This is a genomic window from Pseudomonas syringae pv. coryli str. NCPPB 4273, from assembly GCF_000972175.1.
Taxonomy (GTDB): Bacteria; Pseudomonadota; Gammaproteobacteria; order Pseudomonadales; family Pseudomonadaceae; genus Aquipseudomonas; species Aquipseudomonas syringae.
Genome location: NZ_AWQP01000001.1, coordinates 36,155 through 58,737, shown reverse-complemented (window position 1 = coordinate 58,737; position 22,583 = coordinate 36,155). Strand labels below are relative to the sequence as shown.

The 22,583-nt window shown below is 61.2% G+C and carries 19 protein-coding genes; 14 read left to right on the top strand and 5 right to left on the bottom strand.

The annotated features are described in order from the left end of the window. Nucleotides 1-46 precede the first annotated feature (46 nt). From P406_RS00235 to P406_RS00220, 4 genes are read left to right on the top strand one after another with little or no spacing between them, the layout of a single operon-like run. The gene (locus P406_RS00235; RefSeq protein WP_003412993.1) at nucleotides 47-721 is read left to right on the top strand and encodes a hypothetical protein; all 675 of its coding nucleotides are present in this window, start codon (nucleotides 47-49) and stop codon (nucleotides 719-721) included. After that, a complete protein-coding gene (locus P406_RS00230) occupies nucleotides 718-3,072 on the top strand; it encodes a bifunctional diguanylate cyclase/phosphodiesterase (protein ID WP_003412991.1) in 2,355 nt (784 codons plus the stop codon). The genes P406_RS00235 and P406_RS00230 overlap by 4 nt, the downstream gene beginning before the upstream one ends. A gap of 3 nt (nucleotides 3,073-3,075) precedes the next feature. Continuing rightward, nucleotides 3,076-3,951 carry a DUF3034 family protein gene (locus P406_RS00225; protein ID WP_046234983.1) on the top strand — a complete coding sequence of 292 codons (876 nt, stop codon included), beginning with the start codon at nucleotides 3,076-3,078 and terminating at the stop codon, nucleotides 3,949-3,951. After that, nucleotides 3,951-4,379, top strand: coding sequence for a group I truncated hemoglobin (locus P406_RS00220; RefSeq protein ID WP_046234982.1), 429 nt, complete (start codon nucleotides 3,951-3,953; stop codon nucleotides 4,377-4,379). The genes P406_RS00225 and P406_RS00220 overlap by 1 nt, the downstream gene beginning before the upstream one ends. 197 nt (nucleotides 4,380-4,576) lie before the next feature. Here the strand turns inward: P406_RS00220 and P406_RS00215 are convergent, their stop codons facing one another. Then, nucleotides 4,577-5,569 (bottom strand): GntR family transcriptional regulator, encoded by a 993-nt coding sequence (locus P406_RS00215; RefSeq protein WP_003412982.1) that lies wholly within the window; start codon nucleotides 5,567-5,569, stop codon nucleotides 4,577-4,579. Nucleotides 5,570-5,917: 348 nt separating this feature from the next. Between P406_RS00215 and P406_RS00210 the strand changes: the two genes are divergently transcribed. The 8 genes from P406_RS00210 (at nucleotide 5,918) to P406_RS00175 (ending at nucleotide 13,775) form a co-directional block, all read left to right on the top strand. Continuing rightward, nucleotides 5,918-7,291 (top strand): amidase, encoded by a 1,374-nt coding sequence (locus P406_RS00210; RefSeq protein ID WP_046234981.1) that lies wholly within the window; start codon nucleotides 5,918-5,920, stop codon nucleotides 7,289-7,291. A gap of 76 nt (nucleotides 7,292-7,367) precedes the next feature. Beyond that, nucleotides 7,368-8,249: a polysaccharide deacetylase family protein gene (locus tag P406_RS00205; protein WP_046234980.1), complete on the top strand. Its 882-nt coding sequence runs from the start codon at nucleotides 7,368-7,370 to the stop codon at nucleotides 8,247-8,249. Between the two features lie 27 nt (nucleotides 8,250-8,276). Continuing rightward, on the top strand, nucleotides 8,277-9,617 hold the full coding sequence (locus P406_RS00200; protein ID WP_003412976.1) for an MFS transporter: 1,341 nt from the start codon (nucleotides 8,277-8,279) through the stop codon (nucleotides 9,615-9,617). A 10-nt stretch (nucleotides 9,618-9,627) separates the two neighbouring features. Beyond that, nucleotides 9,628-10,389, top strand: coding sequence for an SDR family NAD(P)-dependent oxidoreductase (locus tag P406_RS00195; protein WP_003418561.1), 762 nt, complete (start codon nucleotides 9,628-9,630; stop codon nucleotides 10,387-10,389). 117 nt (nucleotides 10,390-10,506) lie between these two features. Beyond that, nucleotides 10,507-11,256, top strand: coding sequence for an SDR family NAD(P)-dependent oxidoreductase (locus P406_RS00190; RefSeq protein WP_046234979.1), 750 nt, complete (start codon nucleotides 10,507-10,509; stop codon nucleotides 11,254-11,256). A gap of 22 nt (nucleotides 11,257-11,278) precedes the next feature. Continuing rightward, nucleotides 11,279-11,578: a hypothetical protein gene (locus tag P406_RS00185; protein WP_003405362.1), complete on the top strand. Its 300-nt coding sequence runs from the start codon at nucleotides 11,279-11,281 to the stop codon at nucleotides 11,576-11,578. Then, nucleotides 11,575-12,582: a CobW family GTP-binding protein gene (locus P406_RS00180; RefSeq protein WP_046234978.1), complete on the top strand. Its 1,008-nt coding sequence runs from the start codon at nucleotides 11,575-11,577 to the stop codon at nucleotides 12,580-12,582. The genes P406_RS00185 and P406_RS00180 overlap by 4 nt, the downstream gene beginning before the upstream one ends. After that, complete coding sequence (locus P406_RS00175) at nucleotides 12,579-13,775, top strand: ABC transporter substrate-binding protein (protein WP_046234977.1); 1,197 nt, start codon at nucleotides 12,579-12,581, stop codon at nucleotides 13,773-13,775. Before P406_RS00180 ends, P406_RS00175 begins: the two co-directional genes overlap by 4 nt. Nucleotides 13,776-14,090: 315 nt before the next feature. Here the strand turns inward: P406_RS00175 and P406_RS00170 are convergent, their stop codons facing one another. Next, nucleotides 14,091-16,514, bottom strand: coding sequence for a glucose/quinate/shikimate family membrane-bound PQQ-dependent dehydrogenase (locus P406_RS00170; RefSeq protein WP_046234976.1), 2,424 nt, complete (start codon nucleotides 16,512-16,514; stop codon nucleotides 14,091-14,093). Nucleotides 16,515-16,955: 441 nt separating this feature from the next. Between P406_RS00170 and P406_RS00165 the strand changes: the two genes are divergently transcribed. Both P406_RS00165 and P406_RS00160 read left to right on the top strand, forming a co-directional pair. Continuing rightward, on the top strand, nucleotides 16,956-17,183 hold the full coding sequence (locus tag P406_RS00165; protein ID WP_003363662.1) for a VF530 family protein: 228 nt from the start codon (nucleotides 16,956-16,958) through the stop codon (nucleotides 17,181-17,183). Nucleotides 17,184-17,236: 53 nt separating this feature from the next. Continuing rightward, complete coding sequence (locus P406_RS00160) at nucleotides 17,237-17,896, top strand: Pr6Pr family membrane protein (protein ID WP_046234975.1); 660 nt, start codon at nucleotides 17,237-17,239, stop codon at nucleotides 17,894-17,896. Nucleotides 17,897-17,911: 15 nt separating this feature from the next. On the opposite strand, the gene P406_RS00155 is transcribed toward P406_RS00160, so the two are convergent. From P406_RS00155 to P406_RS00145, 3 genes are all read right to left on the bottom strand, one after another. Further along, nucleotides 17,912-18,679 carry a siderophore-interacting protein gene (locus P406_RS00155; RefSeq protein ID WP_046234974.1) on the bottom strand — a complete coding sequence of 256 codons (768 nt, stop codon included), beginning with the start codon at nucleotides 18,677-18,679 and terminating at the stop codon, nucleotides 17,912-17,914. Further along, nucleotides 18,676-19,266 carry a PadR family transcriptional regulator gene (locus tag P406_RS00150; protein WP_003418550.1) on the bottom strand — a complete coding sequence of 197 codons (591 nt, stop codon included), beginning with the start codon at nucleotides 19,264-19,266 and terminating at the stop codon, nucleotides 18,676-18,678. Before P406_RS00150 ends, P406_RS00155 begins: the two co-directional genes overlap by 4 nt. Nucleotides 19,267-19,353: 87 nt before the next feature. Next, nucleotides 19,354-22,473: a transglycosylase domain-containing protein gene (locus tag P406_RS00145; protein ID WP_046234973.1), complete on the bottom strand. Its 3,120-nt coding sequence runs from the start codon at nucleotides 22,471-22,473 to the stop codon at nucleotides 19,354-19,356. Between the last annotated feature and the right edge of the window lie 110 nt (nucleotides 22,474-22,583).

Here is a 22,583-nt window from a genome sequence, read left to right as displayed (position 1 = left end):
CGGGCTTATTTCATTTACGGCGCTGCCGTTATGGGTTGAATCAGGTATGACCAACGTATTTATATCGGCATTGCTGGCCGGACTGTGCGTAGCCTCGGCTGCGAGCGCATCGGCTGCCACCTTTACCGCGCAGGTGATGGACAAGGAGGGCAAGCCCCTTGCGGATGCGGTGGTCACCCTCAAAGGGCCGCCCGATCCTTCACCCGTTGCGTTGAAGGCATCAATGGATCAGCGTGATCAGGAGTTTGCGCCACATGTACTGGCCATCCACACCGGCACTCAGGTCAAGTTTCCCAACAGCGACAACATCCGCCATCAGGTCTACTCCTTTTCTCCGGCCAAGCGCTTCGAATTGCGACTTTACGAGGGCACACCCTCGGATCCGTTGTTGTTCGACAAACCCGGCGTGGTGGTGCTGGGCTGCAACATCCATGACTGGATGGTCGGTTACATCTACGTCACCGACGATTCATGGTTCGGCGTGACCGACAGCAACGGCCAGCTCAAGCTCGATCAGATGCCCGCCGGGCACTACAACGCCACCCTCTGGCACCCGCAGATCGCGGACATGCAGCCGGTATCGGGCGGCGAGTTCGAGGTGCCTGCCGCCGGGCTCACCCAGCGTTTCAACCTGGCGGTCGAAATGCAAGCCGAGGACAAACCCGGCAAGCCCGCACCAGGCGGCTTCGGTGACGCCTTCCACAAGGCCACGCATGAATGAAATTTAAAGCCAGCTTTCAGGCGCGCATCGCCGGGGTTCTGATTGTCCTGTTGCTGATTGTCGTGAGTGCGGTCTACATCGCCGTCAAGGTTGCAACAGGCGAGGCGGTGCGCACTCAGGCTCAGGCGCAACTGGAGGTGGGCAGTCGTGTGTTCGAACGGCTGATCGACCTGCGCGGCAAGCGTCTGCGTGACACCGTGCAATTGGTGGCAGCCGATTTTGGCTTTCGCGATGCCGTGGCCAGTGCCGATTCCTCGACCATTCGCTCGGTGCTGCTCAACCACGGCAAGCGCATCAATGCCAGCGACATGTTCCTGCTGGGCATGGATGGCGTAGTGATTGCCAGCACCGTACCGAAAGTCCCCGAGGGTTCCAGGTTTGTCTATGACCAGGCCCTGCGCAACGCCAAACGTGCCGGTCAGTCAGTGCTCATTGTGCCCGGCGGCGGAGACCCTCATTTGCTGGTGGAGGCCACCGTTCTCGCGCCATTGCCGATCGGCCGCGTGGTCATGGGCTTTACCATCGACAGCGATATTGCCGAAGAACTGCGCTCGCTCAGCGGTCTGGAAGTGTCTTTTCTCACCGTAGAAGACGGCAAGAACGGTGAACTGATCAGTACTCAGCCAGAGGCCTTGCACGCGGGCCTGATCGAGCTGATGCGCAGCTCCTCGGAAGGCCAGATGTTGCTCACCGAGCAATCGAATCTTAACTTTCTCAGCCAGACCCTGATGCTCGCCAACACCAGCAATGGCGGCGACGGGCAGGTCATCGCGCTGTTGCAGAGCCCTCTGGACAAGGCCTATCAGGCATTCGCGCCATTGAATCAAAAGATCTTCTGGATTTCCATGGTTGCCCTGGTGGCTTCGCTGATCGGCACACTGGCGCTGGCGCGAAGCGTCTCGCTGCCGGTTCAGGCCCTGGCCACGGCGGCCAAACGCATTGGTGATGGCGACTATAAAACCCCGGTCACGCTGGTCCGCAGTGATGAACTGGGCATGCTCGCCGACGCGATCAACACCATGCAGCAAGGCATTGCGGTGCGCGAGGGGCAATTGGCCCACAACGCTTTGCACGACAACCTGACCGGGCTGCCGAACCGGGCGCTGGTGATGGAGCGTCTGGGCAGTTCGATTGCGGCAGATCGCGGGGTTGCTCTGTTGTCTCTGAGCATAGAGAACCTTGCCACGATCAGCGAAAGCGTGAGCGCCGATGGTGTGGACCAATTGTTACGGCAGGCGGGCCAGCGCCTGCAAGGCAATCTGCGCGCCGGCGACACCGTGGCGCGTCTGGGGGCCAACGAGTTTCTGCTGTTGCTGGACAACACGTCCAGCGCTGGCGCGGTGGGCATGGCTGACGCTGTGCAGCGTCTGCTCAGTGAGCCGCAGCGTATCGACAATCATGAGTACGCGCTTGAATGCTGCATTGGTATCACGGTGTACCCGGAGCACGGTGATTCCGCCCAGGAATTGCTCAACCGTGCGGCCATTGCCCGCAAGGACGCCGCGTTCCTTCCCGGTCGCCTGCAGATCTATCAGGATGGACGTGACCTGGCCCACCAGCGACAGATCACGCTCATTCGTGATCTGCGCAAAGCCGCGCAGAATGGCGAATTGATGCTGCATTACCAGCCCAAGCTGGATATTCGTCAGGGCTATGTGCGTCAGGCCGAGGCGCTGCTGCGCTGGGCTCATCCGCAGTTCGGTAATGTCTCGCCCGCTGAATTCATCGTCCTCGCCGAGCGTACCGGAAGCATTTACCTGCTGACCAACTGGGTGATCGAAGAGGCGATGCGCCAGCTGGCCGAATGGCGTAAGCGCGGTCTGGTCCTGCAGGTGTCGGTAAACATTTCCGCTGATGACCTGCTGGGTGATGATCTGGTCGGCTATGTCGTGAAACTGCTCAAGCAATACGCCATACCTGCCGAACAACTGTTATTCGAGATCACCGAAAGCGCCGTCATGAGCGAACCGGAAAAGGCACTGATCGTCCTGCATCGCCTGCGCGATTGCGGCATCAGCCTGTCGATCGATGATTTCGGCACCGGTTACTCGTCACTGGCTCACTTGAAACGTCTGCCCGTACAAGAGCTGAAAATCGATCAGTCTTTCGTGCGCAATCTGGATGAAACCAGTGAGGACGCAGTGATCGTGCGGTCGACCATTGAAATGAGCCACAACCTTGGATTGAAGGTGGTGGCAGAGGGTGTCGAGTATCAACACAGCCTGGACCTGCTCCGGCGTTGGCACTGCGATACGGCCCAGGGTTACCTGATCAGTCGACCGCTGACCGCGTCGGCGTTCGAGGCATGGATTGCCACGTATCAGGCCTCACCCGGTCTTATGGTGAATTAATCCATGTTGCACAAAACATCGCTGCTGTTGGGGTCTTTGCTGGTGGGCATGGCGGGCGTTGCTCCGACGTCCGCCCTGGGCGACAACGGCCGGTTGATCGCCACGGGCGGCGCGACCAGCATTGAAGGCAGCGCCGGCGGCGGCATAACCCCGTGGGCGGTGATCACCGGCTACAGCGAGCAAGGCGAGTGGGGCGCTACCGCCTTCGCCACGCACGTGAATCTGCCGGACTACAACCTCGATGTGGCAGGCCTGGCGGTCGCCTATGGCAATCGCGTGGAGTTTTCCTACGCGCATCAGCGTTTCGATATCAGCAACCTGCAGCACAGGCTCAGCCTGCCGGACGATAACCTCAGTCAGGACGTGTTCGGCGTCAAGGTGCGGCTGTTCGGCGACCTGATCTACGAAAGCCTGCCGCAGGTTTCTCTGGGTGTGCAGTACAAGCATCAGAACGATTTCCTGATTCCCAGCCTGGTCGGCGCCCGGCGTGACTCGGATGTCGAAGGCTACCTGACGGCCAGTCGGTTGTTCATGGGTGCGGCGTTCGGCTACAACGTCGTGGTCAACGGCGGCGTGCGTTACAGCCGCGCCAACGAAACCGGACTGTTGGGGTTCGGCGGCGATCGGCGCGACAGCCGCGGCCTGCTCAAGGAGGGTTCGGTAGCCGTGCTGTTCAATCCGCGCTGGGCGCTGGGCGTCGAATATCGCGAGAAGCCGGACAACCTGTCGTTTGCAGGCGAGAGTGACTGGGCCGATGTGTTTCTCGGCTATTTCCCCAACAAGCACGTGTCCGTGGTTCTGGCTTACGCCCGCCTGGGTGAAATCGCCACGCTGGATAACCAGAACGGCACCTATCTGTCTGTGCAGGGGAGTTTTTGATGAGGCGCTTGCTGATCGCCATGATGCTGACGCTACTGGCCGGTTGCGCGCAGCAGCAACAGCCACCCAGGGATGACAGCCTCTACCAGGGCCTGGGCCAGCGTGCCGGTATCCAGCGCATCGTCGAAGGCATGCTGATAAACGTGGCCAAGGATCAGCGGATCGTCGAGCACTTCAAGAAAGTCGACATCGTGCGTCTGCGCGACAAGCTGGTCGAGCAACTCTGCGTCGAGTCCGGCGGCCCGTGCCGCTATACCGGCGACAGCATGGCCGAGGCGCACAAGGGCCAGAATCTGACGCCCAGCGATTTCAACGCGCTGGTCGAAGACCTCATCGCCTCGATGGACACCGAAAAGGTCCCGGTCCCCGTACAAAACCGCCTCATCGCCCGTCTGGCACCGATGCGCGGCGAAGTGATCGGCAAGTAAGTCGTATCCTGGACCTTAAAAAATAGAACGCTCGTGCAGGAGCGAACTTGTTCGCGAAGAGGGCGTTTGAGCAGCAGAAATGTTGTGAATGTACAGGCCCTTTCGCGGACAAGTCCGCTCCTACAGAAACCGGGTTTCACACCGAGTGCGAGTTGACTCTTTTATATAGCGTGGCAACGAGAGTGATCCAGCCCGCCTCAACTCAACCGCGTCAGATACCCCGGCACTTCCTGCTCCGGCAATACCGACAGGACTTTCAGGCGTTGCAGCATGCGCTGCCGGGCGCGTAGCAGGTGTTCCTTGAGGTTCAGGGCGGCGGCGTCGAAGGCGCCGTGCAGCAGTAATTCGATGATCAGCCGGTGTTCGGCCAGCATCGCTTCATCGGCGCCAATGCTCAGCAAGCGGTAGAAAATCCGGTTGATGATCATCGGGCTTTGCGCCTGGCTGATCAGCATGGCGATCTTGCGGTTTTGCAGGCCGCCCAGGCATTGCTGATGCAGATCATCTTCAAGGCGCTCGATTTCCTCAAGGCTGCACTGTTCGGCGTTTTGCGCCTCGATGACTCTAGTCAGCATCGCTTCAAGGGTTTCGCGGCTCAGCTGTGGCGCCGTCTGGCGCAAGGCTTCGGGCTCGAGGCAGGCACGCAGTTCGTAGTCTTCAGTGATTTCCCGGGCCGTCAGCGGCCCCGCCAGCCATTGCGAGTAAGGCTCTTTTTCCACCAGGCCGCGATCGCGCAGACGCATCAGCGCCTCACGAACCACTGCGCGGCTTACTCCATAATGCTGCGCGGCGCTTTGCTCATCGAGCCGGTAGTGACCAAAGGCGATACAGGCCGACAGTGCCGCACCGATCTCATCATGAATGCGTTCGCCGAGCGGGCGGGTATCGACCAGTTCTTCACTGCTGTCCAGCCCGAACTGCTTGTGGCTCAGGCTCAGGCGCAGCGGCTCGACTTCCTGCGCGTCAGGATTGACCAGATAACCCCGGCCGTCGAAGCGGCTGATCAAGCCTTCTTCGTGCAGCAGATTGAGCGCCTTGCGCACCGGCACCCGGCTGGTACCGAACAGCTCTGCCAGCGGTGCTTCAAGCAGCACCAGTCCATTGGCGGCCGCGCCCGAGACGATGGCGTTACGCAACACCTCGCGAATCATGGCGTAGCGCGACGCGGTGCGCGGGTCCTCTTCTGACATCGGTTTCATACACTTCTGGCGGTTGACGGACGATTCTCGCACAGAAGCGCTGTTGTCACCTTGGCACACGTCCTTATGCTCGCTCATGGGGCCACCGTTACTTTTTTGCACTGAAATGTACCTTTTATAAAAGATACGTTATTTCTTTATGACGATCCTGTGCGCTGACGATGCCCTATCGCAACTGATTGATCCCTTTGCAAAAAGGTTTCTAGTACGGCGGTTCCAGCGCGAAAGGGCCATCAGCTCGATCGGGTCAGGGTGTCGCGACGTGCAGATTGGCATGGAATCTGCCTTTGTTAAATGTACATTTTATTAATAAGTACATTTTTTAAAGGTGTGATGTCCATGACCGATACCGGGAGTCACAGCGTTACCCGTGATGCCTGCGCACTGGCCGAGGATTTTGCTCAGGGGCGCAGTGACCCTGTCCAGGCTCTGGACAAGGCTCTGCAACAGGCAGAAACCGCCGATCATGTGTTCATTTCCATGAGTATCGAACGGGCACGCAGGGAAGCCGAAGCGTCTGCGGCCCGCTGGCAACAAGGGCAGCCATTGAGTCCCTTCGACGGCGTGCCCATTGCCTGGAAGGATCTTTTCGATGTGGCAGGCAGCGTCACAACCGCCGGTGCCGCGGTGCGCACCAACCTGTCGCCCGCGCTGCTGGATGCGCCGAGTGTCGGGCTGCTGGCACGGTCCGGGATGGTCAGCCTGGGCAAGACCAACCTCAGTGAATTCGCTTATTCAGGGCTGGGCCTGAACCCGCATTTCGGCACGCCGATCAACCCCAGCAGCGACAGCTCACCGCGTATTCCTGGCGGTTCGTCTTCGGGTTCGGCAGTCGCCGTGGCCAACGGAACCGTACCGATCGCCATGGGCACCGATACCGCCGGTTCTATTCGTGTGCCGGCAGCGCTCAACGGTCTGGTGGGGTTTCGCAGCACCAGCCGCCGCTATAGCCGCGACGGTGTTTTCCCGCTGGCACTGACGCTGGACAGCGTCGGGCCACTGACCCGCAGCGTGCGCGACGCTCTGGTGATCGACGATCTGCTCTGTGCGCGCAGCAAACCCTCATCGTTGATACCACGCAGCCTGGCCGGTCAGCGTTTTCTGCTCGATCAGGCGGTGCTGGAAGACGAGCGCGTCACGCCGGCCGTTCGCGACAACCTGTTGCGTGCCGTCGAAGCCTTGCGCGCAAGCGGTGCGCTGATCGAGGTCAAGCCTTGCCAGGCATTTCAGGCCACGTTGCTGTTGACCCAGCAACAGGGCTGGCTTGGTGCGGCCGAAGCGTTTGCGCTGCATCAGGCGTTGCTCGACAGCGACGCCGCCAGCCAGCTCGATCCCAGAGTTCGCAAGCGCCTGGAGGCAGCCCGTTCCATGCCGGCCAGCCTGCTGGTCAATCTTTACGCCGCGCGCGAGCGCTTGCAGGAGCAGTTGACCCTCGAACTGGACGGCGCGCTGCTGATTACTCCGACCGTGGCCCATGTGGCGCCGCCGCTCGCACCGCTGCTGAAGGACGACGATCTGTTCGTTCAAACCAACCTAGCCACGCTGCGCCTGACCATGCCCGGCAGCCTGCTGAACATGCCCGGTGTGTCACTGCCCAGCGGCCGCGATGCCTCGGGCTTGCCCACCGGGCTGTTGCTCAGCGCACCGGCAGGCGAAGACGCACGGCTGCTGCGGGCGGCGTTGACCGTGGAGTCCTTGATCGCAGCCCCTTGAACACGTTTTGCAGTGCCAACCGGCCCGCGTGCCGTACCGCGCGAAGCCGATCTGATTAACCCGTGGGAGAACAACGATGGCCAAAGAAATTCTGTGTGCGTTTGGTGTAGATGTGGATGCCGTTGCCGGCTGGCTGGGCTCCTATGGTGGCGAAGACTCGCCGGACGACATTTCCCGCGGCCTGTTCGCCGGTGAAGTCGGCGCGCCGCGTCTGCTCAAGTTGTTCGAGCGTTACGGTCTGCGCACCACCTGGTTCATTCCGGGGCACTCCATGGAGACCTTCTCCGAGCAGATGAAAGCCGTGGCGGATGCCGGGCATGAAATCGGTGTGCATGGTTACAGCCATGAAAACCCGATTGCCATGACCCCGGAGCAAGAGGAGATCGTCCTCGACAAGTCCATCGACCTGATCACGCAAATGACCGGCAAACGTCCTACCGGCTATGTCGCGCCATGGTGGGAATTCAGTAACGTCACCAACGAGCTGCTGCTCAAGAAAGGCATCAAGTACGACCACAGCCTGATGCACAACGACTTCCATCCTTACTACGTTCGGGTGGGCGACAAGTGGACCAAAATCGATTACAGCCAGCATCCGGATACCTGGATGAAGCCGCTGGTACGTGGCGAAGAAACCGATCTGGTGGAAATCCCGGCCAACTGGTACCTGGACGATCTGCCGCCAATGATGTTCATCAAGAAGGCGCCGAACAGCCATGGTTTCGTCAACCCTCGGCACCTGGAAGAGATGTGGCGCGACCAGTTTGACTGGGTCTATCGCGAACATGAACACGCTGTATTCACCATGACCATTCACCCGGACGTGTCTGGTCGCCCGCAAGTGCTGCTGATGCTGGAGCGCTTGATCGAGCACATTCAAAGCCATGCTGGCGTCAAGTTCGTCACTTTCGACGAGATTGCCGACGACTTCGTGCGTCGCAACCCCCGTACCCGCTGATTCATTGCCCTGTCCGAGGCGTCACTCATGTCCATTTACAATAAGCTCGACCTGACCGGCTGGAAACCTGAGCAACTGACTCCGGAGCAAGTACGGTTCGCCACATGGATTGCGTTTTTCGCGTGGGTGTTTGCGGTATATGACTTCATTCTGTTTGGCACGCTGTTACCGGAAATCGGTCGGCATTTCAGCTGGAGTGAGGTCGAACAGGCCGAAATCGCGACCTGGGTCGCGGTCGGCACCGCGGTGGTGGCTCTGGCCATCGGCCCGCTGGTAGATCGCCTGGGACGGCGCGTGGGTATCATTTTCACCGTGAGTGGCTCGGCGATCTGCTCGGCGCTCACGGCCATCGGCGGAGCGTGGGGCAAGTCGCCCCTGATCCTCATTCGTTCGCTGGGCGGTCTGGGTTATGCAGAGGAAACGGTCAACGCGACCTATCTGAGCGAAATCTACGCTGCATCCGACGACCCGCGACTGACCAAGCGCCGTGGCTTCATCTATAGTCTGGTGCAGGGCGGCTGGCCGGTCGGTGCGCTGATCGCGGCTGGTCTGACGGCGGTGCTGTTGCCGGTTATCGGCTGGCAGGGTTGCTTCGTGTTTGCGGCCATCCCGGCCATCGTCATCGCGATCCTGGCGCGCAAGCTCAAGGAGAGCCCGCAGTTTCAGATCCATCAACGCATCACCCAGTTGCGCAAGAAGGGCGACCTCAGCCAGGCGAAGGCCGTGGCGCAGACGTACGGGGTGGATTACGAAGAACACAGCAAGGCCGGTATCGGCGCTGCCTTTCGCGGTTCCTCGCGTCGCGCGACTCTGGTGATCGGTGCTGCGATCCTGCTCAACTGGGCAGCCATTCAGGTGTTCAGTGTGCTGGGTACGACGGTGATCGTCAGCGTCCACCACATCTCGTTCGAGAACTCGCTGATCATTCTGGTGCTGTCCAACCTGGTGGGCTATTGCGGCTACCTGTGTCACGGCTGGATGGGTGACCGGATCGGTCGCCGCAATGTTATCGGCCTTGGCTGGATGCTCGGCGGCCTGGCGTTTGCCGGCATGCTTTACGGGCCGAGCAACATGGTGACGGTGGTCGGCTTGTACAGCCTGGGGCTGTTCTTCCTGATCGGCCCGTACTCGGCGGCATTGTTCTTCATCAGCGAAAGCTTCCCGACCAGCATTCGTGCCACTGGCGGCGCAATCATCCATGCCATGGGCCCGCTCGGTGCCGTGGTCGCAGGCTTCGGTGCCACATCGGTACTGAGCGCAGGCGGCGACTGGCAGACCTCGGCGTTGTACTTTGGCGCAGTGCCTTGCTTCCTGTCGGGTGCGCTGATGTTTGCCGCTAAACACGTGCGACCTGAAACGGTGAAATGAGGAGCAGCACATGACGCGTAAAGTTGCAGTGATAACCGGTGCCGCCAGCGGCATCGGTCAGGCCCTGGCAGTGGCTTTTGCCCGCCAGGGTGTGGCGGTGGCAGGCGGGTTCTATCCGGCTGACCCGCATGATCCGGACGAAACCCGCAGGCTGGTGGCGGAGGCGGGCGGCGAATGCCTGATGCTGCCACTGGACGTGACCTTCACCGAGTCGGTCGATGACCTGGCCGCGCAGGCGGTCAAGGCGTTCGGCCGCATCGACTACGCGGTCGCCAATGCCGGATTGCTGCGCCGCGCGCCCTTGCTGGAAATGACCGACGAGCGCTGGAACGAGATGCTCGACGTCGACCTGACCGGCGTAATGCGTACCTTCCGCGCCGCCGTCCGGCACATGGGTGAGGGCGGGGCGCTGGTGGCGATTTCCTCGATTGCCGGCGGTGTGTATGGCTGGCAGGACCATTCCCATTACGCAGCGGCCAAGGCCGGCGTACCAGGGCTGTGTCGGTCACTGGCGGTGGAGCTCGCCCCGAAGGGCATCCGTTGCAACGCGGTGATTCCCGGCCTGATCGAGACGCCGCAATCGCTGGACAGCAAGAACTCGCTGGGGCCGGAAGGTCTGGCGCAGGCGGCCAAAGCCATCCCGCTGGGCCGGGTCGGTCGAGCGGATGAAGTCGCTGCGCTGGTGCGTTTTCTGTGCAGCGATGACGCCAGTTACCTGACCGGGCAAAGCATCGTGATCGACGGCGGCCTGACCGTGCGCTGGCCCGAGTAGATCGATTCGGATCGGCAGCGAGCTTGCTCGTGAAGCGTTCAGTACAGACGCGTGCCAGTAACTGAGCGTTCGCGAGCAATACGCCGTGATCCCCAAATCAACCGAGGAACCCGACCCATGCAGCAACTCAAACAAAAGCGCGCAGTGATCACCGGAGCAGGCAGTGGCATCGGCGCAGCCATCGCCCGCGCCTATGCGGCTGAAGGCGCGCGTCTGGTGCTGGGCGACCGAGACGCCGACAGCCTGGCGAAGATCGCTGCAGAGTGCCACCAACTGGGCGCGCAGGTTCAGGAGTGCGTGGCCGATGTCGGCAGTGTCGACGGCGCGCAAGCCAGCGTCGATGCCTGTGTCGAGCAGTTCGGTGGCATCGACATTCTGGTCAACAACGCGGGCATGCTGACCCAGGCACGTTGCGTCGACCTGACCCTCGACATGTGGAACGACATGCTGCGCATCGACCTGACCAGCGTCTTCGTGGCCAGTCAGCGGGCATTGCCGCACATGATTGCCCAGCGCTGGGGGCGCATCATCAATGTCGCCTCGCAACTGGGTATCAAGGGCGGTGCCGAACTGACCCATTACGCCGCCGCCAAGGCCGGGGTGATCGGTTTCAGCAAGTCCCTGGCGCTGGAAGTCGCCAAGGACAACGTGCTGGTCAACGCCATTGCGCCCGGTCCTATCGAAACCCCGTTGGTCGCCGGGATCAGCAGCGCCTGGAAAACCGCCAAGGCCGCCGAGTTGCCACTCGGCCGCTTCGGTCTGGCCGAGGAGGTCGCCCCGGTGGCGGTGCTATTGGCCAGCGAGCCGGGCGGCAACCTGTTCGTCGGTCAGACACTGGGCCCCAATTCCGGCGACGTCATGCCATGAGCAAACAGCCGGAGAACACTTGATGTGTGGATTGTGCGGGCTGTTGGGTGAAGACGTGCACTGGAGCGATCCGCTGGCTGCAGAGCTGCCCCGGCGGCGTGAGCGCTTGCGGCGTATTGCTGCAATCAACAAGGTGGTCGCGCCGTTTCGTCTGAAGGTCGAAGATTTTCAAGGCGTTTCCTATCTCCTGCTCGGGGCCACCGGCAAGCAGGAGCTTGCGACCGGGCTGGAGCAGCTCTGGCAGAAAGCCGAGTTGCTGATCGGCCGGCCGCTGGATCCGCTTGATTCAGGTCTGCTCGATCATCTGCAGAGGTCATCATGAGTATTGCCCTGAACGTGATTACCGGCTTCCTCGGCAGCGGCAAGACCACGCTGCTCAAACGCCTGCTGGCCGATGAAAACATGGGCGACACCGCGCTGCTGATCAACGAATTCGGCGACGTGGGTATCGATCATCTGCTGGTTGAAGAGGTCGCACCGGATACCGTGCTGCTGCCCAGCGGTTGTGTCTGCTGCACCGTCCGCGGTGAATTGAAAGACGCGCTGCTCGGTCTTCTGGAGCGGCGTAGTCGAGGTGAAATTCCTGCGTTTCGCCGGGTCATTCTGGAGACAACCGGCCTGGCCGATCCGGCCCCGATTCTCACCACGCTGAGCAACGACCCGCAACTGCGCGGGCGCTTTCATATCGGTCTGATCGTCACGCTGGTGGATGCCTGTCACGCGACGCTGCAGGAGCGACTGCATCCGGAGTGGCTGGCACAGGTCGCGGCGGCGGACCGGCTGCTGTTGAGCAAGACCGATCTGGTCGACGAGTCGGTGCTGGATGGCCTGCGCGAGCATCTGCAAGCGCTGAATTTTTCTGCGCCACTGCTGGATACGGCGGATGTCCACAGCGGCGATCAGTTGCTGCTGGGAGAGGGCATGCGCAGCGAAGAACCGGCCGCTGAAGTGACCCGCTGGCAACTGCATCGTGTGCTGTCGACCTCCGCGCGGCATGGTGATGCGCAGGTCTGTTGCCTGACGTTCGAGCGGCCTCTGGACTGGGTCGGCTTCGGGGTGTGGCTGTCGATGCTGTTAAGATGCCACGGTGAACGAATTCTCCGCGTCAAAGGGCTGCTCAACGTGAACGACAATCAGGCTCCCATCGTGATTCATGGTGTGCAGCATTGCCTGCATGCGCCGGTGCATCTTGCCGCCTGGCCGGGCGAGGATCGCACCTCGCGGCTGGTGTTCATCCTGCGCGGTCTCGATCCCGATCTGCTGCGTCGTTCGTTCGAAGTCTTCTCCAGCAGTTTCGCGCCGCCGCTCAACGAGTCGGCAGTATGACCATCACCTTGCGCGTGCTGGGTACCTCGGTGACCCTGCTGGAGTCTTTGCGTGAGCGGGCCGAGCAGGAACTGGGGATCAAACTGGTCTACCAGATTCATGACGTGCAAACCGCGCAACGTATCGCGGTCATGCAACCAGACAGCTACGACCTCTACGACCAATGGTTTCATAACGTCGATTTCGTCTGGCCAGCCCGGGCGATTCAACCCATCGACACGCGGCGCATTGCGCTGTGGCACGAAATCAACGACTTGCCCAAGCAGGGCCGGCTGCGGCCTACCGACCAGTTTGGCAGCGGCAGTGTGCCCAGCGAGCGTTTGTTCGTGCAACACGACGGCAGCCTGGGCAGCGCGGTGACCGAGCGCATCAGCATGTTGCCGCTGACCCATAACGCCGACAGCTTCGCCTATCGCCCCGAGCGCCTGCCGGAGGGCTTGAGCTCTGCGGACGAAAGCTGGGGCTGGTTGCTCGACCCTGTGTGGGGCGGGCGCATCGCCTTGCAGAGCGACGCGGCCATCGGCGCACTGGATGCCGCGCTGGCGGTGCAGGGGGCAGGGCTGGCGAGCTTCAAGGACATTGGCAACATGAGCATCGAAGAGATCGATCGGCTCGCTGATGTGCTGGTGCGCAAACAGCAGCAAGGGCATTTTGCTGCGTTCTGGTCAGGCGACGAAGAAGCCGCCGAACTGATGCTCAGCCCGAACATCGACATTCAGAGCCTCTGGTCACCGACCCTGGTCAGGCTGCACCGTGCCGGTGTGAAGTACCGCGTCGCGGTGCCGAAGGAAGGTTATCGCGGCTGGTTTGGAGGGCTTTCCCTGTCACGTCACGCCAAGGGCCCGGTGCTGGATGCGGCCTATGCGTACCTGAACTGGTGGCTGTCGGGCTGGCCCGGCGCAGTGATGGCGCGGCAGGGTTATTACATCGGTAACCCGGCACGCAGCCGCGATCACCTCAGCGCTGCCGAATGGGATTACTGGTACGCCGGCCTGCCTGCCCGCGAACAACTGCTCGGCAGCGACGGCTTGCCGCTGATCGACGCCGGAGAAGTCCGCGATGGCGGCTCCTACGAAGAACGCATGGGCCATATCGCCGTGTGGAATTCGGTCATGAACGAGCACAACTACCTGGTCCGCCGCTGGAACGACATCCTGCGCGCCAGTGACAAAAGCAGCGCCAAGGCGCGCTAGTCAGTCGCACTGATAGAAGCCCTCAAGAGAGGACGCAGAGCGTCCAGAACGGCATTCCCACGCTGGAGCGTGCGGAACGATGATCGTCTGGAGGTGCTCTTCCGGCAGTGCACCTTCCGCGAGAACACTATCGTGCCAATGCTCCGCGTTGGCATGCATTTCGTGACGCTCCGCGTCACAGACCCGCGCCGCGCCGTACATTTACGAGAGGACGCAGCCCTGCCCGGTAGCTGGCGCCACTGAAATCAAGTTTCAGTGGCGACAAAAAAAGCGGCTACCTCTCGGTAGCCGCTTTTCATTGACCTCAGCAACGCATTACTTCGGCAGTTTGAACGCCATCACGTAGTCACCCTGTTTGGTGCCCAGTGAGCCGTGACCGCCTGCAACGACCAGCACGTATTGCTGACCGTCCTTGCCGGTGTAGGTCATCGGGGTGGTTTGTGCACCTGCTGGCAGGCGGGCTTCCCACAACTGCTTGCCGTTACGCACGTCATAAGCACGCAGGTACTGGTCAAGCGTAGCGCTCATGAACGCCAGGCCGCTGGCGGTGGTGAACGTACCACCCAGGCTTGGAACACCCATGGTCAGCGGGAGCGGGATCGGCGAGCTGTCGCGTACAGTGCCGTTCTTGTGCATCCAGATGGTTTTTTGCGTGGTCAGATCGACCGCCGCTACGTAACCCCACGCGGGTGCCTGGCAAGGCAGGCCCATCGGCGACAGCAGTGCTTCCAGGATCACACCATAAGGCGCGCCCTTGTTCGGCTGTACGCCTTCGGTTTCGCTCTTGCGACCCGGGCCGCCTTCAACTTCGGCAGACGGTACCAGCTTCGAACGGAAAGCCATGTAGTTAGGATTGACGAAGGCGATCTGACGCACCGGGTCGACGGAAATACCGCCCCAGTCGAACACACCGAAGTTACCCGGATAAACGATCGAACCTTGCAGCGAAGGTGGCGTGAACGGACCATCGTAGCGCAGCGACTTGAAGTCGATCCGGCACATCATCTGGTCAAACGGCGTCACGCCCCACATGTCGCGCTCCTTGAGCGGCGGCGGCATGAAGTTCAGGTCGGACTTGGGCTGGGTTGGCGAGGTGTGATCACCAGCGACAGCACCTTGCGGAACCGGTACTTCATTGATCGGCACGATCGGTTTGCCGGTGCTACGGTCCAGCACGTAGATGCTGCCCTGCTTGGTCGATGCCAATACCGCAGGCTTGACGCCGTCAGCGGTTTTCATGTCCAGCAGGGTCGGCTGACCACCGACGTCCATGTCCCACAGGTCATGGTGAGTGAACTGGTAGTCCCAGCGCACGCGGCCGGTAGCGATGTCCAGTGCAACCAGGCCCGCGCTGTACTTCTCGGACTCTGGCGTACGGTCGCCGCCCCACTGGTCAGGGGTCTGGTTACCCATCGGCAGGTAGATCATGCCGAGCTTTTCATCGACGCTGAACATGGACCACATGTTCGGCGAGTTGCGCGTGTAGATCTTGCCTTCGGCAATCGGCGCAGTTTCTTCCGGATTGCCGCTGTCCCAGTTCCACACCAGACGGCCGGTGTGCACGTCATAGGCACGGATCACGCCGGACGGCTCGTCCATGGAGACGTTGTCAGTGACGTGGCCACCGATAATCACCAGGTCCTTGGTGACCGCGGGTGGCGACGTGGAGTAGTAGCCGCCCGGAGCGAAGGTGCCCATGTTGGCGGTCAGGTCAACCGAACCCTTGTTGCCGAAGTCTTCACACATCTTGCCAGTATCGGCGTTCAGCGCGATCAGACGGGTGTCGGCAGTCGGCAGGAAGATTCTGCGCGGGCAGGCAGCACTGGCAGTGGCCGTGCCGTCAGCAGCCGGGACCGTCGGGCTTTGCGCCGGGGCACTGGCGGCGTAGGCAGCGTCGTCATGATAGGTGACGCCACGGCAGGTCATGTGCGCCCAACCCTTGAAGTTGGCAGCGTTCTGAGTGCTGAGCTTCGGATCGAAGCGCCAGATTTCCTTGCCCGAATCCGGGTCGAGCGCGATCACCTGACTGTGCGGCGTGCACACGTAGAGCATGCCGTTGACCTTGAGCGGGGTGTTCTCGGCAGTGGTTTCACCCGGGTCGTTCGGCCCCGGAATGTCACCGGTGCGATAGGTCCAGGCCGGCTCCAGCTTGTTGACGTTTTCCGGTGTGATCTGCGCCAGTGGCGAGTAGCGGTCACCGAAGGCGGTGCGGCCGTAGGACTGCCAGTCGCCGTCAGGCATGGCCGGGGCGGTGTTGGTCGTGCCAGCCGTCTCGCGGTCCAGCTGGCCTTCGATACGACCCGGATTGGTGAACTGGCTTGCCAGCGCGGTCAGGCCGGCCAGCACCACAGCGATGCTCAGTGCACCGGTGCCCATGCGTGCCGGACCGTTGCGCAGCAGCGGCTTGCGGAACCATGGCAGCAGCAACACGATACCCAGTGCGAACCACAGCGCCAGGCGTGGCACCAATTGCCACCAATCAAGGCCGACTTCCCACAACGACCACACGGTGCTCGCGAACAGCAGCAGTGCATAAAGGCCCAGCGCAGCCGCACGACCCGTGATCAGCAGCACGCCAGTCACGGCGAAGCCGATACCGGCCAGCAGGTAATACAACGAGCCATCCAGTTGCAGCAGTCGGGCACCACCGACCAGCAAGGCCAGCCCCATCAACAGGATCACCAGCCCGAGCAGGGTCGGTAACAGGCGATTTCTATTTGAAGCACCGTCAGTGCTCATAATGCGAATCTCCGCGAGAAGTAAGTAATTGACATCTTGTTTTAAGCATCGCCTGCCTTGGCGCCATTCCTTGAAGCTGCTTGTTGAGACGAATCGCCGACGGTGGAATTAAACCGTCAGGCAGAGCGCGGTTGCACGTTTGGTCGGCGCGGTCATTGAGTCGTAGACCATCACCGCCCGAATTCGTGCATAGGCTTTTGTCCGAAGGAACATCTGCAGAAGGGGGAATCTTCAATCCTTAACCCGGCAATGATAGGGCGCTAACGATTTTTCTAAAAGCGAAAAACCTGACATGGATCATTGCGAAGCCGGCAACAGTGCGGCAGGTCGACGGTGTTTTATCAAGGCGTGGCGCTTACAATGGCAGACTTTCGGGAAGCACCTGCGTACTCCAGAGATCCGTTCAGGTTCGTCTCCTCTTCATCGGTTGCAAGGCTCATCATGACAACACCCAACTCCGACCCATTGCACGGCGTCACGCTGGAGCAGATCCTCAGGGCGCTGGTCGAACATTACGAATGGTCCGGCCTTGCCGAGCGCATCGATATTCGCTGCTTCAAAAGCGATCCGAGCATCAAGTCCAGTCTGACCTTCCTGCGCAAGACCCCCTGGGCGCGGGAGAAGGTCGAAGCGCTGTATGTGAAATTGCATCGCAGCAAGGGCTGGTAACAGGCCCGCCAGAATAGCTTGGCACGGAAGCCGGCACTCAAGGATACCGATTGATGCTCAGCGAACATCCACAACCTGCGCAGGGACAGCGCTATTACGCCCTCGTGGCCGCCTGCCTCGGCTGGTCTGGACTGGTGATTCAGCTTTACCTGATCCTGATTGGTCGTTATGCCGATCACGCCAGTCTGCTGGGTGGGCTGGTACGCTTTTCAAGTTTCTTCACCGTACTGACCAACATGCTTGTAGCGGTCGCACTGAGTTGCGCGCTGACGACACAGCAGTCGGCAGGCCACTGGTTCTTCCGCCATCCAGTGGTGTGTGGCGGCATTGCGGTGAGCATTGCGCTGGTGGGCATCGCCTACAACATCCTGTTGCGCCACTTGTGGCACCCGGAAGGCTGGCAGTGGGTGGCCGATGAACTGCTGCACGACATAATGCCGCTGGCGTTCGTGCTCTATTGGTGGCTGTACGTGCCCAAGGGCGCGCTGCGTCTGAGGCATATACCGCTCTGGGCGATCTATCCGCTCGTCTACTTCGCCTACGTCCTGCTGCGTGGCCACATGTTCGGTGATTACCTGTACCCGTTCATCGATGTCGGCACGCTCGGTTTCTCGGCTGCATTCATCAACGCGCTGGGCGTGCTGCTGGGTTTCGTGCTGATCGCATTGGTGCTGCTGGGCGTTGATAAACGGGCGTCTCGTCGTACGCGGTGAGTCGCCCGGTCCTGCTCATTCTTCAGTGCTATCCAGCTTCCAGTAACCGGCGGCCTTGACGAAGTCCTCTTCCAGGCCGAACTCGTCGAGCAGCACACGACGTAGCTTGCGTGACAGCGCGGATTCAGTCGCGACCCAGGCGTACAGCTTGCCCTCGGGCATCTCCAGGCGACGCGTGACGTCCAGCAGATTCTGTTCGCCGCGTACGAGCCAGATCACGTCGACCTGTGCGGCACTGTCGAACACCTGCTGTTCCTGCGGGTTGGCCACTTCGACCACCACCAGCGCAGCGCGGTTGGCGGGCAGCGATTCAAGGCGTCGGGCGATGGCGGGAATGGCTGTTTCGTCGCCGATCAGCAGATAGCTGTCGAACATGTCCGGCACCACCATCGAACCCTTTGGCCCTGCGATGTGCAGAAATTGCCCGGGCGCTGCCTGAGCGGCCCAAGTGGTCGCCGGGCCTTCGCCATGCAGCACGAAATCGATATCCAGTTCCCCGGTTTTTTCGTCGTAGCGACGCGGCGTGTAATCGCGCATCGGCGGGCGCGGCGTGTCCTTGTCGCCGGCAGGGTTGAGGTTTTCCAGCGCTGCCTGCTCTTCTGCCGTTTGCGGGAAGAACAGTTTGACGTGGTCGTCGGTGCCCAGGCTGATGAAGCCTGCCAGCTCCGGCCCCTGCAAGGTAATGCGGCGCATCAGGGGCGTCAGTTCCGTGACCCTCACCACCTGCAGCTTGCGTCGCTTGATTTCATGCATGACGCGATGGATTGACTGGGGCGAATTCATGCCGACTCCTCCGAGGCAGGTTGAGGCCCATCGACGACAGCCTTGGCCGTGCTGTTGAGCAGTTCGCTGACGCGCAGAATCTCTTCCGGGCTCCAGCGGCCATGGTGCATCTGCAGCGCGTGACGCAGGTTATGCACCGCTTCATGGATTTCCGGCGGACGATCATGGCCGCGCAATGAGCGCTTGCTGACATCGATGCGCATGCGCACACCTTCCAGCGCTACGGCCTGATCTTCCAGGGATTGGCGACCCGCATCGGTGACGGTGTAGAGCTTCTTGCCGGCCTGTGCATCGCCGACCACCATTTCGCTTTCTTCAAGGAACGTCAGGGTGGGGTAAATAACGCCGGGGCTGGGGCAGTACGCGCCCTCGAACAGGCCTTCGATCTTGCGGATCAGGTCGTAACCGTGGGCAGGCTGTTCGGCGATCAACGCCAGCAACAGCAGTTTCAGATCGCCAGGGGCGAAAACCCGAGGGCCACGTCCACCGCGTTCGCGGCCTGGGCGTTTTTCAAAACCGTCGCGATCTTCACCTGCTTCACGAAGATGCGGCGGACGGTGGTGGGGTGGGTGTTTATCTTCACGCATGTTTTTGCTCTCTGGTTACAAGTTAGATATACCTTAAGATATATCTTATTGTAATCACAGAGCTGGCAGACGAGCGGTCATTGCCGGTCAGACACCCTTGGGCGGATCCGCAAGCGGGGCGTTGCACATCGCCTGTCCGTGGTTTTCCAGGTACGGCGTCAGAATCGGCGCCATGCCTTTGAGCACCTGCACCGGCAACGCCGAGGTGAAGCGAAAGCCCTCGGCAGCGCGTCCCGGCACGAACGCCGTCAGCGCGCCAAAGTGGTTGTCGCCGATATAAAACACAAAAGTCGCCGTGCGGTTGATCGCCCTTGAGCTGAGAATTCGCCCGCCCGCACCGACGCTTTCGATCCTGTTGTCGCCGGTGCCGGTCTTGCCGCCCATCGCCAGCACACTGCCGTCCTGCATCTTGAACGTGCCTTGCACGCGTTTGGCCGTGCCGCCGTCCACCACTTGCGACAAGGCCTCGCGCATTGCCGCTGCGACTTCCGATGGCAACACACGCTTGCCCAGCTCCGGGTTGATACTCAGCTGGGTGTCATAAGGCGTATCGGCAGCAAAGTGCAGACTGTCGATGCGCACCGCAGGCAGGCGGATCCCATCGTTCTGGATGATGCCGATCAGCTCGGCAAGCGCCGCCGGACGGTCTCCCGAACTGCCGATAGCCGTCGCCAGCGAAGGCACCAGGTGGTCGAACGGATAACCCACACGCTGCCAGCGTTGCTCGATGTCCAGAAACGCTTCGACCTCCATCATGGTCCGCACCCGGCTGTCGCGAGCGCCTTTGTGGCGACTCTTGAACAGCCAGCCATAGACTTCCTGACGCTCGAAACGACTGGCGGCCACCGCGTCCTTGAACTGTGCTTCCGGGTGCTTGAGCAGGTAGCCCACCAGCCACAGCTCCAGCGGGTGAACGCGGGCGATGTAGCCTTGATCGGGCAGGTCATAAGTGCCCGGACCGTAACTCTGGTACAGATCGGCAAGACGTTTGTCGGTGAGTTTCGAGCTTGCCCTGGGGTCGTCGAGGTGGGCGCGGATGAACGCGTTGAATGTGCCCTGATCAGCGCCCGGCAGCAGATAACGGTGTACCGCAGCCAGGCGAATAGCCGTCGGGTGAATGCCGTCCAGGAAGGTGTCGAGCCGTTCCTGTGTGGTCTTTTCCTTGTAGCGTTTCCAGAAGCGCAGCAGGAATACCGTGCCTTCGCGGTCGGCAAACTGCGCCAGGTATTCCTGACGGCGCGGGTTGTCGTCATCCTTGAGCAGCTCGGCGCTGTTGTTGGGCGCCTGATAGGTGCTGTAGCGCACGACATCGCGCATCAGGCGAATGAACGGCAGGTTGATCGACTCACGCAGCGACTCGCGCAGGGTCGGAATCCGCTCGTTGTCTTCGCGCCGGAAATTATTGAAACGGTGCATGCCGCCACCGGTGAAGAACGCTTCTGCTGGGCTGGCCGAGTAGGTGCGGTCGAGTGCGGCCGAGAGCATCTTCGCCAGATCACGGTCCTTGTTCATCAGCAGGTAATCCACTGCCCAGCGAGTCAGACGGTCAGGTTCTTCGACAGGCACCTTGCGCAGTTGCGCGGTATTCAGGTTCCCATACCGCCCATGCAGCTCGGCGATGATCTCCAGGTAAGTGGTCAGCACGCGCATCTTCGCGGTCGAGCCCAACTCCAGCTTGCTGCCTTCGTTGATATCGAACGGCTGATCGGTGCTGTCGGTCTGGACCCTGACCCGCGAGCCATCCACGCCGCGTTCAAACAGCGTGAAGCTGTAGCGCACCTGCGTTGTGCTGGCCGGGGTCAACAGGCGCTCGCCCATCAAACCGGTCTTTGCGGCAAATTCAGGGTTGGCCAGGTCACGCAGGTACTGGCTGACGCTGCGCTGCAATTCGCCATGTAGGGTGCTGGTGGCGGACAGGTCGAGACGGTCGAGGTCGTAAAGCGGGCGATTGAGCAGATTCGACAGGCGAGTGCGCGCGACACTGATGCCCTTGTTGGTTTCGATGGGCTGCAGGGTCGGTTGCTGTGCCCAGTCGCGGTAGGTGACCTGGGCTGCCAGCGCGGCCTCGGCCAGCGGTCGGTCGATGACGTTGGCCTGGGCCAGCAGGCGAATGTGGCTGTCGGTCAACTCGGCGAGTTCAGAGCGTCCCTTGGCCAGATAGTGCGACGGGCGACGCTGGGCGATCACCAGTGAGAGCACTTCACGCAGCGCCAGCGCCTTGTCGGCCAGCGCCTGTTTATTGCCCGGATTCGACGCCAGTATTTCGTTGGTTTTGGCGAAGTCTGCGCCGAACCATACCCTCAGTCCTTCAGCCAGACCATGCACCTCGCCATGCCCCGGCACCGCAGACAGCGGCACGCTGTTCAGATAGTCACGCACCACCCGTTGGCGCACGGCAAGTGTCTCGGTCCCCGGCTGATAGGCGCGAACGCTGGCGGAAATCATTTGCCGCAGCTTTTCAGAACCCGACAGCGTCAGCCCGTCTGGGGAGTGACGGTATTTTTCCAGCTGAGTGGCCAGCGTGCTGCCCCCAGCCGACTGGCCGGGGAGGGCAAACATCTTCGCCAGTTGCGACCAGGCGGCTTTGACAAAACGTGGCCAGTCCACCGCAGGGTTGGCCATGGGCTGCTGCGGATCGAGCAGGTCGCGGTTTTCGATAAACAGCAGGCTGTTCACCAGCATCGGCGGAATGGCAGCAAAGGTCGGGTAAAACTGCTGTGGGTATCTGAACTCGTACAGCGGCTCGTTCCGGCAATCGGTGATCGACAGCCCGGCCTGGGTCTTTTCCTTGTAAGGCACGAAAAAACCATGCCGGACGTAACGCAGCAGTTCCGGGGAAAACCGGGTCTGGCGCGTAATCACATAATCGCGCTTGAGCAGGCGCGACAGGAATTCATCCATGGATGAATAGCCCAGGCGCCTATCGAACGGTCCGTCACCGGGATACACCACGTCATGACTCGGCCCAGGCTGCATCGAATAACCCAGGCTCGCGGCAAAGCGGCTGAATTCGCGCGCCTGAAGCCTGGAGGTTCTGCTCTCCACGGCCACTGCCACGCCCAATGCAACCCCTGCCAACACCACCACGACCCAGAACACCCGCCATCCGTATCGCTTGCGACGAGGATATTTGGGCGTACGAGGATCATCCTCACGATCAGCGGATAGCGTCTCTTGCTTGCTATCGGAATGCCGAAATGCGCCCATAGTCGATTGTCCGGTCATCCTGTCAAAGCACCTGACCCAAGCTTAGACGCTGGATGGGATTGTGGGAGGGAATTGTCTGGTGGTTTTTGAGGGCGGAAGGCGCGCAGTGG